This is a genomic window from Paenibacillus ihuae (assembly GCF_001368795.1).
Classification (GTDB): domain Bacteria; phylum Bacillota; class Bacilli; order Paenibacillales; family Paenibacillaceae; genus Paenibacillus_AQ; species Paenibacillus_AQ ihuae.
The window spans coordinates 1,957,694-1,975,820 of the sequence record NZ_LN831198.1; the positions used below are offsets into that span (position 1 = coordinate 1,957,694).

General features: G+C 51.9%; 14 protein-coding genes and 2 pseudogenes. 15 read left to right on the forward strand and 1 reads right to left on the reverse strand.

The annotated features are described in order from the left end of the window. The 10 genes and pseudogenes from priA to spoVM all read left to right on the forward strand — a co-directional run. A partial coding sequence (priA, locus tag AQR02_RS08800) for a primosomal protein N' (protein ID WP_054940242.1) occupies positions 1-1,874 on the forward strand: 1,874 nt, incomplete at its 5' end. A 62-nt stretch (positions 1,875-1,936) separates the two neighbouring features. Then, positions 1,937-2,421 (forward strand): annotated as a pseudogene (def, locus tag AQR02_RS08805) (peptide deformylase). 5 nt (positions 2,422-2,426) lie between these two features. Then, positions 2,427-3,366 (forward strand): annotated as a pseudogene (gene fmt, locus AQR02_RS31170) (methionyl-tRNA formyltransferase). Beyond that, entirely contained in the window at positions 3,363-4,862 is a 1,500-nt protein-coding gene (rsmB, locus tag AQR02_RS08810) for a 16S rRNA (cytosine(967)-C(5))-methyltransferase RsmB (protein ID WP_082451745.1), read from the forward strand. Before fmt ends, rsmB begins: the two are co-directional and overlap by 4 nt. 249 nt (positions 4,863-5,111) lie before the next feature. Then, the gene (rlmN, locus tag AQR02_RS08815; protein ID WP_054940243.1) at positions 5,112-6,152 is read left to right on the forward strand and encodes a dual-specificity RNA methyltransferase RlmN; all 1,041 of its coding nucleotides are present in this window, start codon (positions 5,112-5,114) and stop codon (positions 6,150-6,152) included. Between the two features lie 6 nt (positions 6,153-6,158). Then, entirely contained in the window at positions 6,159-6,935 is a 777-nt protein-coding gene (locus AQR02_RS08820) for a Stp1/IreP family PP2C-type Ser/Thr phosphatase (RefSeq protein ID WP_054940244.1), read from the forward strand. After that, positions 6,932-9,133, forward strand: coding sequence for a Stk1 family PASTA domain-containing Ser/Thr kinase (gene pknB, locus AQR02_RS08825; RefSeq protein ID WP_054940245.1), 2,202 nt, complete (start codon positions 6,932-6,934; stop codon positions 9,131-9,133). The genes AQR02_RS08820 and pknB overlap by 4 nt, the downstream gene beginning before the upstream one ends. 133 nt (positions 9,134-9,266) lie before the next feature. After that, complete coding sequence (gene rsgA / locus AQR02_RS08830) at positions 9,267-10,172, forward strand: ribosome small subunit-dependent GTPase A (RefSeq protein WP_054940246.1); 906 nt, start codon at positions 9,267-9,269, stop codon at positions 10,170-10,172. Positions 10,173-10,174: 2 nt separating this feature from the next. Continuing rightward, complete coding sequence (rpe, locus tag AQR02_RS08835) at positions 10,175-10,843, forward strand: ribulose-phosphate 3-epimerase (protein WP_054940247.1); 669 nt, start codon at positions 10,175-10,177, stop codon at positions 10,841-10,843. A 203-nt stretch (positions 10,844-11,046) separates the two neighbouring features. Further along, positions 11,047-11,127: a stage V sporulation protein SpoVM gene (spoVM, locus tag AQR02_RS08840; protein WP_020431362.1), complete on the forward strand. Its 81-nt coding sequence runs from the start codon at positions 11,047-11,049 to the stop codon at positions 11,125-11,127. Positions 11,128-11,228: 101 nt separating this feature from the next. Here the strand turns inward: spoVM and rpmB are convergent, their stop codons facing one another. Beyond that, complete coding sequence (gene rpmB / locus AQR02_RS08845) at positions 11,229-11,417, reverse strand: 50S ribosomal protein L28 (RefSeq protein WP_036686205.1); 189 nt, start codon at positions 11,415-11,417, stop codon at positions 11,229-11,231. Positions 11,418-11,609: 192 nt separating this feature from the next. Between rpmB and AQR02_RS08850 the strand changes: the two genes are divergently transcribed. The 5 genes from AQR02_RS08850 to AQR02_RS33825 form a co-directional block, all read left to right on the forward strand. Beyond that, entirely contained in the window at positions 11,610-13,382 is a 1,773-nt protein-coding gene (locus AQR02_RS08850; RefSeq protein ID WP_054940248.1) for a DAK2 domain-containing protein, read from the forward strand. Between the two features lie 29 nt (positions 13,383-13,411). Next, positions 13,412-14,272, forward strand: coding sequence for a DegV family protein (locus tag AQR02_RS08855; RefSeq protein ID WP_054940249.1), 861 nt, complete (start codon positions 13,412-13,414; stop codon positions 14,270-14,272). Between the two features lie 7 nt (positions 14,273-14,279). Then, positions 14,280-16,337, forward strand: a complete 2,058-nt coding sequence (gene recG / locus AQR02_RS08860) for an ATP-dependent DNA helicase RecG (protein WP_054940250.1) — start codon at positions 14,280-14,282, stop codon at positions 16,335-16,337. Between the two features lie 66 nt (positions 16,338-16,403). Continuing rightward, the gene (locus tag AQR02_RS08865) at positions 16,404-16,691 is read left to right on the forward strand and encodes a stage VI sporulation protein F (protein ID WP_054940251.1); all 288 of its coding nucleotides are present in this window, start codon (positions 16,404-16,406) and stop codon (positions 16,689-16,691) included. A 205-nt stretch (positions 16,692-16,896) separates the two neighbouring features. Further along, a partial coding sequence (locus AQR02_RS33825; protein ID WP_245237236.1) for a cation-translocating P-type ATPase occupies positions 16,897-18,127 on the forward strand: 1,231 nt, incomplete at its 3' end.

The window sequence follows — 18,127 nt, forward strand, 5'->3', positions numbered from 1 at the left end:
CCCGGCAGAAGGAAGTTTTAGCTTTTTTGATCGAAATGGAGCAGATGCTGCCGATGCCGCTGAAAGACCTGCTGTCAGTGCTGCAGGTTACAACCGGCACGGTGAAAGCTCTTGAAGACAAAGGTTTCATCGAAATCACTGAGATCGAGGTGTACCGCGACCCTTACCGGGGGCGTGACTTCAAACCGAGTACACCGCTGCCTCTTACTCCTGAGCAGCAGACGGTATTCACACGGATTGCCCGTACGGTTGAAGAGCAGCAGCATGAAGTGTTTCTGCTGCACGGGGTTACCGGAAGCGGAAAAACGGAGATTTATCTGCAATGTATCCAGCGTGTAGTCGATCAAGGAAGACAGGCAGTCGTGCTCGTGCCGGAAATTGCCCTTACTCCGCAGATGGTGGAACGGTTCAAAGGCCGGTTCGGCAGCGGTGTAGCGGTCATGCACAGCCGCTTGTCCGTAGGTGAACGTTATGATGAATGGCGCAAGATCCGGGAGGGGAAAGCGAACGTTGCCGTCGGGGCGCGTTCGGCGGTATTTGCCCCCTTTTCAAATCTGGGTCTGATTATTATGGATGAAGAGCATGAATCCTCCTATAAACAGGAGGAGAATCCGAAATATCATGCCCGTGATGTCGCTGTTCGCCGTGCAGAGCAGGGTGGAGCAGCGGTTATTCTGGGCTCAGCCACACCTTCTCTTGAGAGCTATCATGCATCCAGATCACAGAGCGATATCCACTTCTCACCAGTCCTGCTGGAGATGCCTACCCGGGCACTGGGCAATGAATTACCCAAGGTGCATGTAGTCGACATGCGGGATGAATTGAAAGAGGGCAACCGCTCGATGTTCAGCCGCAGGCTGCATGCCGCACTGGAGAGCAGGCTAGAACGGGGAGAACAGACGGTGCTGCTGCTCAACCGCAGAGGGTTCTCCACCTTTGTGATGTGCCGGAGCTGCGGTTATGTGGCTACATGTCCGGAATGCGATATTTCACTGACGTATCACAGCCGAAGTGACAATTTGCGCTGTCATTATTGCGGACATGCCGAAGCCTCGCCGAAGGAATGTCCGGAATGCGGGAGTGAACACATCCGTTTCTTCGGAACAGGGACCCAGCGCGTAGAGGAAGAGCTGGGTAAGCTCTTTCCAGGCATTCGTGTCATCCGGATGGATGTAGACACCACGACAGAGAAGGGCTCGCATGAAAAGCTGCTGAACCAGTTCAGAGATAAGAAGGCTGATGTGCTGCTGGGAACACAAATGGTGGCAAAAGGACTGGATTTCCCGGATGTAACGCTTGTCGGCGTCATCACTGCGGATTCCGCGCTGAATCTGCCGGATTTCCGCGCAGCAGAGAAGACGTTCCAGCTCCTTACGCAGGTCGCAGGCCGGGCCGGAAGACATCAGCTTCCCGGTGAAGTCGTAGTGCAGTCCTACACACCAGAGCATTATTCAATCGTTCATGCCAGCGGACATGACTATCATTCGTTTGTCCGGGAAGAACTGAAGCACCGGAGAGATTTGCATTACCCGCCATACTGCCGTTTGATTCTAGTCACACTCTCACATGAGCAGCTTCCGCTGCTGCTGAAGATGGCGGAGAATTACGCACTGAATCTGCAGGGACGGGCAAGGCAGCTCCGCTGGTTCGGCAGTCTTGACAAGCTGTCCTCGGATGCGCTTGACCTGCTCGGCCCGGTTGCCTCACCTTTACCCCGGCTGAAAGGCCGTTACCGCTTCCAGTGCATCGTGAAGTGGCGGGGAGCTATCGATGCTATCGGACTGGCCCGCCAGGTAGCTGAAGAGCTGGAGGATTCAGTCCGTGATAACGGTCTGCAAATCAGCATCGATGTGGACCCGCAAATGTTGATGTAGATAGCAGAAATGATACAATGAAAATACTATGAAATGTTCAGAACAAGGATGGTGTACGTGTAATGGCAATCAGATTAATCGTAAAAGAACCGGATGAAGTGTTGCACAAGACAGCGAAAACAGTAACGAAAGTAACCGCGAACGTCCAGAAGCTGCTGGATGATATGGCAGATACTATGTATGATGCCGAAGGTGTTGGTCTTGCGGCACCACAGGTTGAATTCTGAAACGGCTGATCGTTGTTGATGCTGACGAAGAGCATGGTCTGATCAAGCTGATAAATCCGGAGATCATCAGTACCGAAGGCGAGCAGTTCGGACCGGAAGGCTGTTTGAGTATTCCCGGACTCAATGGTGATGTACGCCGTGCGGAGACGGTCACAGTACGTGGACTTGACCGGGAAGGCAATGAGGTCACCATTACGGGCAGCGGACTTTTGGCCCGGGCTTTCCAGCATGAGATCGATCATCTTAATGGAGTCCTCTTTACGGACATTGCCGAGAAGGTCTATGAATATAAAGCTGAACATAGCGAAGCCGGGGAGTGAATGAAATGAAGATAGTGTTCATGGGAACACCGGCATTTGCCGTGCCTTCATTGAAAATGCTCGTGGAGGAAGGCTATGACGTGGTAGCTGTTGTCACCCAGCCTGACCGGCCGCAGGGCCGCAAGAAGACGCTTATGCCTACACCGGTAAAGGAGGCTGCACTGTCTCTGGGGCTGCCGGTGCTGCAGCCGGAACGGCTGCGCCGTCCGGAGGCAGTGGCCGAGCTTGCTGCCTATGAGCCGGATCTGATTGTTACGGCCGCTTACGGGCAAATTTTACCGAAAAGCGTACTTGATCTGCCTAAAAATGGCTGCATCAATATTCATGGTTCACTGCTCCCGAAATACCGCGGCGGTGCGCCTATTCAGCGCTGCATCATCAACGGGGAGAACGTAACCGGCGTAACGCTGATGTACATGGCAGAAGGTCTGGATACCGGTGATATGATTTCCCGCGTCGAGGTGCGGATTGAAGAGGAAGACACTGCGGGTGATCTGTTTGAAAAGCTGAGTCTTGCCGGACGCGATCTGCTAAAGACTGAGATGCCTCGTCTAGCGAACGGGCGGGTAGAAGCAGCAAAACAGAATGACAGTGAGGCAACGTATGCGCCAAACCTCTCCCGCGATGATGAGCGGATTGACTGGAATGCAGGCTCACGTGAAATATACAACCGTATCCGGGGGCTGGTGCCGTTCTCCGGCGCATTTACCCTCTGGAATGGCGAGACCTTTAAGGTATGGGCAGCGGCTAAACCCTCCGCAAGCCATAGCCCTGCGGTCAAAGCGCCGGGTACAGTGCTTACGGTTAACGAGCGCGGTGTAGAGGTGAGCACCGGTGACGGATCACTGCTGCTGACCTCTGTGCAGCCGGCCGGCAAAAAAAGCGATGAGCGCCGGCGACTTCAGCCGCGGTGCGGCTATGAGTCCAGGGACGGTGCTAGGTTGAGCGCGGGCGGCAATAATAGTGCGGGCCGCAGCGGGCACCGGCCTCACAGCAAGAGCGGAGCTGCAAAAGCTGCGGGCAGTACAGCGTCTGGGGGAACCGGAGCTAAACAGGGAGGAAATGGTTTCCACAAGAGCAGCAAGCAGGCGGCGGGTTCTGCCCGTGAGGTTGCGCTTGATGTGCTCGTGCGGGTCGAGCAGGAAGGAGCTTACAGCAATCTCCTGCTGAACAGCAGTTTACAGAAGTCTGCGCTTAGCCGTGAAGATTCAGGGCTGGTAACGGAACTTGTATACGGCACAATTTCAAGGATGCTCACCCTAGATCACGTCCTGGGAGATTTCGTGAGCAAGGGCATCACGAAGCTGCAGCCTTGGGTACGCAATCTGCTGCGACTAAGCCTGTATCAGATTATGTATCTGGACCGTATTCCATCCCATGCAGCTGTTAATGAGGCGGTTAATATCGCTAAGAAGCGCGGACATCAGGGCATCTCCGGCATGGTTAACGGCGTACTCCGCAGCGTACTGCGTGCAGGCGATCTGCCGGTACTTAGCAAGAATATTAGTGAGACTGAGAGAATTTCCATTCTCCATTCTCATCCGCTCTGGATGGTAGAGCGCTGGAGTGCAGAGTATGGGATCGAGACGGCAGAGGCTATGTGCGCCGCTAATAACGACCCCCCGGCAGTCAGTGTTCGTGTGAACACAACGATGATCAGCCGTGACGGTCTGCTGGCGCAAATGCAGGAGTCAGGACTGGATGCTGCTGCCTCCAAAGTAAGCCCGTATGGTATCGTGGTGAAGGGGGGCGGTAATCTGGCCCTGTCTGCCTGGTATAAGGACGGATATCTGTCTGTGCAGGACGAGAGCTCCATGCTGGTCGCCGAAGCTGTAGAACCTGAGCCGGGAATGAGGGTGCTTGATTGCTGTGCAGCTCCCGGCGGTAAAAGCGCGCACATGGGTGAGCTGATGAAGGATGAAGGATATATTTATGCGAATGATCTGCATGCCCACAAAGCCAAACTGATCTCCGATCAGGCGGAACGCCTGGGGCTTGACTGCATCACTACAGGCAGCAGTGACGCACTTGAACTTGCAGCAGCGCTGCCGCAGAAATCCTTTGACCGGATTCTGCTGGATGCGCCTTGCTCCGGTCTTGGGGTTATCCGCCGCAAGCCGGATCTCAAATGGCGCAAGCAGCCTGATGACGTAGCCAGCGTAAGTGCTCTGCAGGGAGAGCTGCTCCAGTCGGTGTCCCGGCTGCTGAAGCCGGGCGGCGTGCTGGTGTACAGTACCTGCACGACTGAACAGGCTGAGAACAGCGGCATTGTCGCTGAGTTTTTAGAGCAGAACCCGGATTTCGCTCCGGTGAGCTTTGACTCTCCTGTCTGGGAGCGTCTTGGTGATACGGCGCTGGCCGCAGGTCAGGGAATCCAGCTGCTCCCGCAGCATTTTGGAAGCGACGGATTTTATATTGCCCGGCTTCGGCGACTCTTGTAAAATAGTAAACCGGCAGGGGAATAACAGAAGTCCCGCCCGCAGATTTTGGTGCGCGGCGGGCTTTTCTTTTACCGTCTCTGATATTTGTGTTAAAATAGGAAGAATGAGAAATAATACGCATATCCGTTAGGATAATCGTCATATCGTCCTTTTAAGGACGGTATTCGTTTTGTGCTGATACAGAAGCTCGTCCACAGTCGTCCCCACCCATTGATTTTATACTTTATGAAAGAACAGGTGCTAAATAAAATGAAACCTTTAATATATGATTTCTCTTTGGAAGAGTTGCAGCAGTGGGCCAAAGATAACGGAGAGCCTGCTTTCCGCGGCGGCCAGATTTTCGACTGGCTGTACGTGAAACGGGTCAATGACTTTGAGTCCATGAGCAACCTGTCCAAGACGCTCCGCGCCAAGCTGACGGAGCAGTTCAGCATTAATGCATTGAATGAAATTACGAAGCTGGAATCCAAGGATGGAACCGTTAAATTCCTGTTCGGTCTGCATGATGATCATGCGATCGAAACAGTTATTATGAAACACAATTATGGAAACAGCGTGTGTGTTACGACACAGGTAGGCTGCCGGATCGGGTGTACATTTTGTGCCTCTACACTAGGCGGACTGAAGCGCGACCTTACAGCCGGAGAGATCGTTGCCCAGGTAGTCCGTTCCCAGCAGATTCTGGATGCACGCGGTGAACGCGTCAGCAGTATCGTAATTATGGGTACTGGAGAGCCGTTTGAGAATTATGACGCCACGATGCGGTTCCTGCGTCTGATGATTCATGAGAAGGGACTTAATATCGGCCAGCGTCATATCACAGTGTCTACAAGTGGAATTGTGCCGAACATCTACAAATTTGCTGAGGAAGACACACAGATTAATCTGGCGATTTCGATTCATGCGCCTAATGATGCGCTGCGCTCCAAGCTGATGCCGGTCAACCGGCGTTACCCGTTCGATGATGTAATTGAGTCCTTGCGTTATTATCAGGCCAAGACAGGCCGTCGTATCAGCTTCGAATATGCGCTGATCGGCGGAGTCAATGACCAGCCGGAGCATGCGAAAGAACTGGCCGGTGTGCTCAAGACAATGCTGTGCCATGTCAACCTGATTCCGGTCAATCATGTACCGGAGCGCAAATATGTGCGGACTTCCCGCAATGATATTTTTGAATTTCAGCGTATTCTGGCCGACCAGGGTGTGAATGTAACGATCCGCCGTGAGCAAGGCCATGATATTGCGGCCGCATGCGGACAGCTGCGCGCCAAACATATGGAGTTGGGGTGAGGATATTTGATCAGAACAGTTCATGCCAGCGACGTTGGCCGGGTACGTACCGTCAATGAGGATTCGGTCTGGATCGGCACAACACGTCACGGTTATACCCTCGGCATTATAGCCGATGGAATGGGTGGACATTTAGCGGGAGACACTGCGAGCAAGCTCGCGCTGGAGACAATGCGCAGCACACTCGACGAGCTGCCGCCGGATCTTCCGGAGGAACAGCTTAGAGAATCGCTGTCGGCTGCCATAATGGAGGCCAACCGTACGGTCTTTACCGAGGCTTCGCGCGACGAAAAGTACCATAACATGGGTACGACAGTGGTTGCTGTTCTACTTCAAGGGCCGGCAGGATATATTGGCCATATCGGAGACAGCAGAGCCTATCTTGTTAAAGACGGTGCCGCAATTCAATTAACCGAGGATCATACGCTGGTCAATGAGCTGTTCAAAAACGGCCAGATCAGCCAAGAGGAGCTTGGCAATCATCCGCGCCGCAATGTACTGACTAGAGCGCTGGGGACGGATGCCGAGGTTAAGGCTGATTTGGCTCCCGTAAGCTTGTCCTTGGGGGAACTTCTGCTGCTGTGCAGTGACGGTCTGAGCAATTTCGTCAGCCAGGAGCATTTGGGCAAGGTTGCCGGGATTTATGAAATTCCGTTAGAGGAAAGAGCGGATCGATTACTTCAACTGGCATTATTAGCCGGTGGCGGCGACAACATCAGCGTCGCTATGTTAGAACATCAAGGAGAGGCCGCTGTGCCCGAGACAAAGGAGTGGAATAGATGATCGGTCACGAATTGGGCGGCCGTTACCAAGTCATCGAACGGATCGGGGGAGGTGGCATGGCGCTTGTCTACAGAGCCCATGACATTTTGCTTAACCGGAACGTCGCCATTAAAGTATTAAGAAATCAGTTTGTACATGACGAGGAGTTCATCCGCCGCTTCCGGCGTGAGGCACAATCGGCTGCTTCCTTATCGCATCCGAATGTAGTCAGTATCTACGATGTGGGTCAGGAAGAGGATGTCCATTACATCGTGATGGAGTATGTTGAAGGTAAGAACCTGAATGAAATTATAAAAGAACGGGCGCCGCTTCAGGTAGATGAATCTATCCGGATTGCTTCCCAGATTTGCGATGCGCTTGACCATGCGCATCAGAATCAGATTATTCACCGTGATATTAAACCTCATAACATTCTGATTGGGCGCAATGGCCGTGTTAAAGTAACAGATTTCGGTATAGCCCGTGCAGTTACTTCTACAACAATTACCCAGACTGGTTCTGTAATTGGTTCTGTACACTATTTTTCCCCGGAACATGCCAAAGGTGTGATGACCGGAGAAAAGTCCGATTTGTATTCGCTCGGAATCGTACTCTACCAGATGTTAACCGGTGTGCTGCCTTTTTTGGGTGAAAGCCCGATCAGCGTAGCGCTTAAGCATCTGCAGGAGGAGTTCGAAGAGCCGCGGCTGCTGAATCCGCTGATTCCGCAAAGTGTGGAGAATGTGATCCTTCGTTCCATGCGCAAAAATCCGGATGAGCGGTATCAGTCTGCCAAGGAGATGCTTCAGGATCTGGAGACCTGCCTGCTGCCTGAACGGCGCAGTGAAGCCAAGGCCTTGTTCCATGATGAGGATGATGAAGACCGGACAAGGATTATTCCGGCGATCAAACCGATTCAGCGTGGTCTGGGCAGCCGCAGCGGCGGGGGTGAAGAACGGATGCGCCGTATGGATGAGGAGGAAGACGTTCCGCCCGCGCTGAACAGCAAGAAGAAATGGGGGCGTCCGGCATTATGGATAGGTCTTACCCTGCTTTTATTGCTTGCAATGGGCAGTGTGGTCTGGTATGTGAACTCCAAACTGGTGGTTGCCGAAGTCACTGTGCCGAATGTAACCAACCAAACGCTGGAAAAAGCTACCGCAATGCTGGATGAAGTTGGACTTATCGTGGAGGATCCGGTTGTAGAGCAATACAACCCAAACTTTGACGAGAATGTCGTCTGGGAGCAGAATAAAAAGGAAGGCACTGTGGTAAAAGAAGGAACGCATGTTGTTCTCACAGTGAGCACTGCAAAGCCTACTTCAAATGTGCCTTCATTATCCGGTAAAACCTATGATGATGCTGAAAAAGCTTTAATGGCAGAAGGTGTGGAACAAAGCCGGATCAGCCAGGACCCGCGCTTCAGTGAAGATTTCCCTGAAGGGCAGGTAATCGGCACTGATCCGGCGGAAGGCAGCGAATATGATCCGGAGACGGCTACGATTAAAGTCATTGTCAGTAAAGGTAAAGAAAGCAAGCCGATGCCTGACCTGACAGGTAAAACCCAGGATGAAGCCAAGGCAATATTGGAGGGTTTGGGACTGGTGCTGGATGAGGTCAGTGAAGATACCAGCTACTCCGTCGATAAAGGGAAAATCACGAAGCAATGGCCTTATGAGAAAGATGATCTGGTATCTCCCGGAGATAAAATCTCCATCTCCCTGAGCACAGGATTCCCGCCGGAAGCGCTGAATTATACTTTCAATGTGCCGGTAGCACCGTCAAGCGACGGTAAGAAAACCAAAATCCGTATTGTGTATTCCGACGCCCGCAACGATGGGGAGCCTCAGGAGTGGGGTACGCGTACGATAGCTAAGACCCAGGTGTTGTCTGTGAATCTGGTCCTGGCACCGAATAAGGACGGCGCAGTCTCGGTCTACCAGGACGGTGAATATATCGAGGCTTATGAGATCCGTTATTCCGATGCCAAGAACGGCACGGTACAGCAGCCTGAGCCTCCGGCGACTCAGACACCAGAGCCCACGGTTGCACCTACTGAGACACCGGCAGAACCTACGATTGAACCGGAGATCCTGCCACCGGGTTCAGAAGAAGGCGGAGATGCAGGCGGTAACAACCAAACCGGTTATATCGTGGACAACGCCTCGGAAGGTCAAGGTAATAAAAAAGGTAAAGATAAGGACAATAATAAGAATTAAAGCAATAACCTATAAAAGAGAAAAGCTGCAGCTGTTTCAGTTCATTAGCGGTAAGGCTGCGGCAGCGAGATGACCCGGGGTGTTTTTAGCTTGGGTCATTTGCGCAAAATCAGGAGAGGAAGGCTCAATATGTATGCCTGAAGGAATCATTGTAAAAGCGCTGAGCGGTTATTATTATGTAAAACCGCTGCGTAACGGATTCATTGCGACAGAAGAAGAGGCTGTACAGTGCCGTGGACGGGGGATCCTGAAGAAAAGGGGAGTCGCTCCGCTCGTAGGAGACCGAATTATCTACGTTCTGACCGAGAACGGGGAGGGAATGGTCGATGAGATCCTCCCCCGGGAATCCGAATTAATCCGGCCGCCTGTAGCCAACGTCAAGCTGGCGGTCCTGCTGTTCTCGGTACGTGAGCCGGACATGAATTTGAATCTGCTGGATAAGTTTCTGGTGCATATCGAGCACTCCGGATTGGAACCCCTGATTGTATTAACGAAGCAGGATCTGGCCGTTGACGAAGGTGAAGCCACTGCAATCGTGAAAGAGCTGTATGAGCGAATCGGATATGAAGTGATGATTACCAGCTCTTTAACCGGCTCGGGCAGTGATAAACTGCGCAGCCGGCTGGCCGGAGTGATCAGCGTCTTCTCAGGCCAGTCGGGAGTCGGCAAATCGACGCTCTTAAACCGGCTGGTGCCGGGGCTTGAGCTGGAAACAGGTGAAATCAGCTTGCGGCTGGGGCGGGGGCGTCATACCACCCGCCATGTCGAGCTGATGGATATCGGGAACGGCGGATTTGTAGCTGATACACCAGGGTTCAGCCAGCTGGATTTTTTGGAGCTGGGTGTGGAGGAGCTGTCTGTCTGTTTCCGGGAATTTGCTTCCTATGCGGAGAATTGCAAGTTCCGCGGCTGCAGCCATCTTCATGAGCCGGGCTGCCGGGTCATAGAGGCCTGGCAGGCCGGTGAGATCGCAGACAGCCGCTATGAACACTACAAGCTGTTCTACAATGAAATGAAAGACAAAAAGCGGAGGTACTAACTATGATATTACTAGCCCCATCCATTTTATCTGCCGATTTCGCAGCACTTGGTGCTGAAGTCGCGGAGGCTGAAGCCAGCGGCGCAGACTGGATTCATGTAGACGTGATGGACGGCCACTTTGTGCCGAATATTACACTTGGGCCACCGATTGTTAAGGCGGTAAAGGCGCATACCTCATTGCCGCTGGATGTTCATTTAATGATCGAAAATCCGGAACGTTATATCGCTGAGTTCGCAGCTGCTGGCGCTTCTGTTATTACTGTACATGCCGAAGCATGCGTACATCTTCACCGTGTAGTTCACCAGATAAAGGAGCTGGGAATTATGGCGGGAGTGGCGATTAATCCTGGAACTCCGGCTACAGCTGTACGTGAGGTACTTGAGGATGTGGATATGGTGCTGGTTATGACAGTGAACCCCGGTTTTGGCGGACAGGCTTTTATTCCGAATACGATGCGTAAAATACGCCAGATCCGTGAATGGGCTAATGAAATTAATCACAGCAACCTGCGGATTGAAGTGGATGGAGGGGTTGCCGAGAACACCGCTGCCATTGTGGCTGAAGCTGGCGCAGACGTGCTGGTGGCCGGCAATGCCGTATTTGGACGGACTGACCGTGCAGCTGCAATACGGGCAATCCGTGAGGCTGCAGAGGGTGCGATCCGTTAATTTTACGCATATGAGCAAGCATTAAGGTATTAAGGTATAGGCCAAGTTATGGCCGCATAAATATGGTTACATGAGCAGAAATCTCATGTAGCCTTTTTTTGTACATCAAGGGAGGTCTGCAGTTCGTCTGGGTTTAATTTTATGGATACGGAAATCAAGGGAAGTCTCCTACCGTATGGCAAGAATTGATGGGAGGGTTAATGATGAAATTTTACACGTTTAAGCTGCCAAGATTTTTGGGAGGTTTTGTTAAGGCGATATTGAACACGTTTCAGAAGAGCTGAGTTCATAACCGAACAGAGAACATGAAAAAAAGCACCTTACGAATGTAAAGGGTGCTTTTTGCTTCATATGAGATATCGCTGGGCCCTGGAATAATCCAAGACTAAACGCGTTCAACTTTGCCGGCTTTCAAAGCACGGGTGCTGACGTACACGCGTTTCGGTTTTCCGTTCACGAGAATACGGACCTTCTGAACGTTAACTCCCCAAGAACGACGGTTGCGGTTGTTTGCGTGAGACACGTGGTTACCGCTGCTTGGCTTCTTGCCTGTTACTGCACATTTGCGGGACATAGATTACACCTCCTTGTTACTTACACCTGCATTAAAACAATACTTAAATATAATATCACAGCAAAATTTGCTACGTCAACCGATTCAAAAACATTTATTTCTTTTGGCTCTTATAGTACAATGTAAATTAGTGCATTATGTCCAGTTAATCATAGAATTGATTAGGCATGAAGTTAGGAAGGGGAATTCTCATTGAGTAAGCGTTCTATAAACGGAGCAGATTTTACCGCAATGGTACTCGCCGGTGCGGAAAAGCTGCAGCAGCATGCAGAGCACGTCAATTCCTTGAATGTATTTCCGGTTCCGGATGGAGATACAGGAACCAATATGAATTTGACGATGACCGCAGGTGCGAACGAATTGAAGAAGAATAATACCGCCTCAGTCGGTCAATGTGCAGGAGTACTCTCCAAAGGTCTATTGATGGGCGCACGGGGGAACTCCGGCGTTATTTTGTCACAGCTGTTCAGAGGTCTTGGACGCTACGCCGCCCAATATGATGAGCTGAACACGCAGCAGTTCGCAGCAGCGCTGCAGACCGGTGTGGATACGGCCTACAAAGCAGTGGTTAAGCCCGTGGAAGGAACCATCCTTACCGTCGCCAAAGAAGCTGCCAGACATGCCGTATACTATGCCCGCCGCACCACTGATATTACTGAACTTATGACAGAAGTATTGTCTAAGGCAAAAGAAGCGTTAGCCAATACACCGGAATTGCTGCCGGTCCTGAAGCAGGTTGGGGTAGTAGACTCCGGCGGCCAGGGTCTGGTCTACATTTATGAAGGATTCCATCAGCATTTGACAAGCGGAAGCTCCGGCGTGCAGACCCCTGCGCAAGGACAAGCTCCTGCAGCGGCAGCGGCACCAGTGCTGACTAAACAAGAAAATGTATTGTCATCCGTACAATCTTCCGCTCAATCCCAGCTTTCCACGGAGGATATCGAGTTTCTATATGATATGGAATTTTTCATCAACCGCCAGCTTGGCACATCCGTGAAAGCGGATTTTGATGAGGAAGATTTTAGGAAAGCGTTATCAGTCAACGGCGATTCCATTATTGTTATTTCCGATGATGAAACGATCAAAGTGCATGTGCATTCCAAAACACCTGGTGAAGTGATGAGCTTAGCACTCCAATATGGGGAAATAACTCAAATTCATATTCTGAACATGCGCGAACAGCATCGTGATTTGTTGACCGCAGGGATGGATATAGCGCCAATGCCGGAGCTGTTCGCAGATATGCCTAAAGAACAGAGCACAGTGCAGGCTCCGGCTGTTCCGCCGGCGGATGATATGGCGCCATACGGTTTCATCGCAGTATCTTCAGGGGAAGGCATTTCAGATATATTCAAAAGCCTTGGGGTGGATGCCGTGCTTGCGGGCGGACAGACCATGAATCCGAGCACGGAAGATTTTGTAAATGCGATTCAATTGATCTCTGCGAAGCATGTCTATATTCTGCCTAACAATTCCAACATCGTGCTTGCCGCACAGCAGGCCAAAGAGCTGCTCGAAGGTGAACGCGACATCACCGTGATCCCAAGCAAGAGCATTCCGCAAGGAATTGCTGCAGCCTTCGCCTTTCAGGAAGAGGATGCGGTGGATACCAATACCGAGAATATGCTTGAGGCCATTTCCCAAGTGAAGTCCGGGCAGGTGACCAATGCGGTCCGCGATACGGTCATTGAAGATCTGGAGATTAAATCCGGCCAGTTCATCGGTATTTCCAACTCGAAGATTGTAGCGGCCTCTGATGAGTTGCTGGCAGCCAGTAAGGCGCTGCTTACGACCATGCTGGAGAACGGGGACGAGATAGTTACCGTACTGACCGGTTCAGATGCCGAAGCAGACGTAACCGATTCGCTCGGAAGCTGGCTGGAAGAAACGTATCCGCAGGTGGAAGTAGAAGTTCATGAAGGCGGACAACCGCTTTATTATTATCTTTTCTCTGTGGAACCATAGGTTAATATTATAGTTTGGGGAGGAAACCCATGAATCGTACGGTCATTGTCACTGACAGCACATCAGATATCCCGCCGGCACTGGCGGAGAAGTACGGCATTGAAGTCGTACCGCTTACGCTTATGTTCGGTGAAGAAGCTTTCCGGGATAAAATCGATATGACACCGGAGCAGTTCTATGAGCGTCTTCCCCGCTCACCGCAGTTACCGACAACTTCTCAGCCCTCCCCGGTTGAATATATGAAGGTGTACAGCAGCATCTTGGAGCGTAATCCGGATAGCCGTATACTTTCTTTTCATATTTCATCCGGGCTCAGCGGTACTTACCAGTCCGCCGTGCTCGCCAAATCGATGCTGGAGGAAAAGGGAGAAGTCATCACTGTTGTTGATTCACTGTCCGCATCCTACGGGTTCGGATTTATGGTAGTAGCAGCTGCACGGATGGCAGCGGAAGGCAAGGCGCCGGCAGAAATTCTGGAATCCGCAGAAAAGCTGCGCCAGTCCCGCAAGTTGTATTTTTTGGTCGACACATTGGAATATCTGCAGAAGGGTGGCAGAATCGGCAAAGCGTCTGCGATTCTGGGCACGCTGCTTAATATTAAGCCGATTCTTTCCATTGATGCCGAAGGTATTATCTATGCGGTGGAGAAGGTCAGAGGCCGTAAAAAGGCCGTAGCCCGCATGATCGAGCTGTTCAAGGGGGATCTGCCGGGTGTGGACAAAATCAACGTGGCCGTGGGTCATACGGCTGAACCGGCTTACGGCGAAGAATTCCTGCAGGAATTGGCCGGGCACTTTACCCTGGAGGAGAAGGTGCTGACCAATGTCGGTCCCGTTGTAGGCAGTCATGTAGGCAACGGTACTTTAGCCGTATTCATTTGGCCCGCGTAAATAGGGGATGAATACACTGCTATCATTAGATCAAATTGAAGTCAAACAAATAACTGGCGTGAGCGCTCAAAAGCAAAGTGAGCTTCACGCCTTTGGCGTCTTTACAGTGAAGGATCTGCTGGAGTATTATCCGTTCCGTTATGAGGATTTCCGGCCTAAGACACTGAGTGAGGTCAAGCACGGCGATAAGGCTACACTGGTTGCCAAGGTGATCGGCATTCCGGTGCTGCAGCGTTTCGGCGGCAAATCACGGATAAGCTGCAAAATGGTCGCCGAACCGTGGATGTTCACGGCCATCTGGTTCAATCAGACGTATGTCCGCGAACAGCTGACCGTTGGCCGCGAGATTGTGATTACGGGGAAATGGGATCAGAAGCGGAGCCAGATTAACGTAACGAATTATGAGTTTCCGGACCGCGGAGAGGGTAAGACTGGTACATTGCAGCCTGTCTATTCGGTCGGAGGCAAAATCACGCAGACTTGGCTGCGTAAGGTCATTAATCAGGCTATGCAGCAGTTTGGCGACCTGATTCCGGAGATCCTCCCGCAGGTGATCCTTCGGAAATATGATTTCATGCCGCGTAAACGGGCAATCGCCACGATTCATCAGCCTGAGGATACCCGTGAAGGCCAGCAGGGTAGGCGTCGGATGGTGTACGAGGAGCTCTTTCTGTTCCAGCTCAAGGTGCAGGCGTTCCGCGTGCTGAATCAGGGCAGGATGGATGGTGTGGTGCATACGGTCGATAATTCTACAGTCCGCCAGTTTGTGCGCAGCCTTCCGTTTGAGCTGACGGATGCCCAGAAGCATGTGGAGCTGGAGATCTTGCAGGATATGCGTTCCGCCTACTGCATGAACCGTCTGCTGCAGGGAGATGTGGGCTCTGGTAAAACGGTACTTGCGGCCATTGCGCTGTATGCTACTGTAAGATCGGGTTTTCAGGGGGCGCTGATGGTGCCGACTGAAATTCTCGCCGAACAGCACATGCGCTCGCTGACCAAGATGTTCGAGCCTTTTGGCATTACAGTCGGCCTGCTGACGGGAAGCGTCAACGGCCGCAAACGCAAGGAACTGCTTGCTTCGCTGCAGATGGGGCTGCTGGATGTTGTGGTGGGAACCCACGCATTGATTCAGGAGGATGTGTTCTTCCGTTCACTCGGTCTGGTCGTCACGGATGAGCAGCACCGGTTCGGGGTGAACCAGCGCAGCGTCCTGCGGCGCAAGGGCTACAATCCTGATGTGCTAACGATGACGGCAACTCCGATACCTCGTACCCTTGCGATTACAGTATTCGGCGATATGGATGTCTCTACATTGTCTGAGCGCCCGAAAGGGCGTGTGCCTATTACTACCTATTGGGTCAAACATGACCTGATGGAACGGGTGCTGAAGCTGGTGAACCGGGAGGTAGACCAGGGCAGACAGGCGTATCTGATTTGTCCGCTCATCGAAGAGTCGGAGAAGCTGGATGTGCAGAATGCAATCGATCTGCATGTGCAGATGTCCCAGGCTTTCCCGGGCTACAAGGTGGGTCTGCTGCACGGTCGGATGACTCCAGCGGAAAAAGATGAGGTCATGCGGGCCTTCTATAGTAATGAGATTCAGCTGCTCGTCTCCACTACAGTGGTAGAGGTCGGAGTTGATGTTCCTAACGCCACACTGATGATCATCATGGACGCTGACCGTTTTGGCCTGTCGCAGCTGCACCAGCTGCGCGGACGGGTCGGCCGCGGCCAGCATGCGTCCTACTGCGTACTGGTGGCCGATCCGAAATCGGAAATTGGGCGGGAGCGGATGACAGCAATGACCGACACAGATGACGGGTTCGAGGTGTCGCGCCGCGATTTGGAGCTGCGGGGGCCCGGGGATTTCTTCGGCACGAAACAGAGTGGCCTGCCGGAGTTCCGGCTGGCGGACATGACAGCCGATTTCGAAGTGCTGGAGCAGGCACGAGATGATGCCGCCGGACTGCTGAAAGAGGCCTCATTCTGGACTTCGGCCGATTATGCGCCGCTGCGCAGCTATTTGCAAGGCGAGCAAATATTCCAAGGCGATATTATTGATTAAATAGGCACATGCGGCCGCCTGCCCTCATATACTGTGAATGATTGGATATGACGGGAGGTGCTGCATTTGGGTTATCAGCAATACGGAATCAGTCCCCAGCTGGTGGAGCGGATCAAGCTGAAGATGAAGAATCCGGCGGTCAAGGAACGGATTAAGAACATGATTAACGGGATCTCCAAGCAGGAGCTGCAGGATACAGCGGTGGTACGCAGGCTTGTACGCAATGCCTCGGCAGTGCTGAGCGAGAAACTGACAGGGGCCCAGGAGGATCAGATCGTTAAGTTTGTAATTGCGCAAAAGATAGATCCCAGCAATACTTTTCATCTTATACGATTATGGGGGATGTTCCGCTGAGTGCGGAGGATACCTGATATTCGGCAAAAAGGTCGTTCACGCAATGATTATTGCTGAAACGGCTTTTTTGCGTTGAACAGCAGGTGCATAAGACAGGTGATTTTGAAATATATACACAGCTTATCTGAATCCTAAAGATAGAATTGGGTAAAACTCCATATAAGGGTTAGCCGCATATCAATGAAATCTTGAAGGAGCTGAGGTATTGGATACTAAATTGACAACGAATGAACCCGCAGAAAACGTACCCTATCATACACTGGATCATGATGAGGTGCTCAGCCGTCTGGAATCAGCGAAGAACGGGCTAACCTCGGCAGAGGCTGCGCAAAGGCTCGAGCGGTACGGAAAAAATATGCTACAGGAAACAAAGACGAAGTCTCTGCTGGCAAAATTTATTGAGCAATTCAAAAATGTAATGATCTTTATCCTGCTGGCCGCTGCCATTCTGTCGGGGATTTTGGGAGAATGGACCGATACGATTATTATTCTACTGGTCGTGATCCTGAATGCGGTGCTCGGGGTCATTCAGGAGAATAAAGCGGAGCAGGCGCTGGAAGCCCTGAAAAGCATGTCTTCACCGATGGCGAGAATCCGCCGGGACGGGCAGGTTATGGAGATCAAAAGCGAGGAGCTTGTACCAGGCGATATAGTACTGCTGGAAGCAGGAAACGTCGTGCCAGCTGACCTTAGAGTACTGGAATCTGCGTCGCTCCAGACCGAGGAAGCAGCACTGACCGGTGAATCCCTGCCGTCAGATAAACATGCCGCTGTACTGGAAGGGACGGATCTTGCCCTAGGGGACCGGACCAATATGGCGTATATGAGCAGCAGTGTGACTTACGGCAGAGGAGTTGGAGTAGTTACGGCAACCGGAATGTCAACTGAGGTCGGCAGAATCGCCGGATTTATTGCCCAGTCTGAACAGGATGTAACTCCGCTGCAAAAAAAACTGGATGAGCTTGGAAAATACTTTACGTATATTATTTTAGGGGTTTGCGTTGTGATTTTTGCCGTAGGAATTCTGGAGGGCAGAGAGATGCTGGATATGCTGCTCACTTCGATTTCACTGGCTGTAGCAGCCATTCCGGAAGGCCTGCCGGCGATTGTGACCATTATTCTGGCCCTAGGTGTACAGCGGATGGCCAAACGCAAGGCCATTATCCGCAAGCTTCCTGCGGTGGAGACCCTGGGGAGTACCGAGATTATCTGCTCCGATAAGACGGGGACGCTAACACTCAATCAAATGACTGTAGAGAAGCTGTTCGTAAACGGCCATTCGATGGAGGCCACAGATGCAGTGAAGGGCGATTCTGGAGGTGAACTCCTGCTGCAGGCGATGACGCTGTGCAATGATTCCAGTATTGATGAGAGCAAAGAATCAGGGACAGGCGGTACAGACGGGAAGAAGGATTCGAAAAGTGCAAGAACGAAAA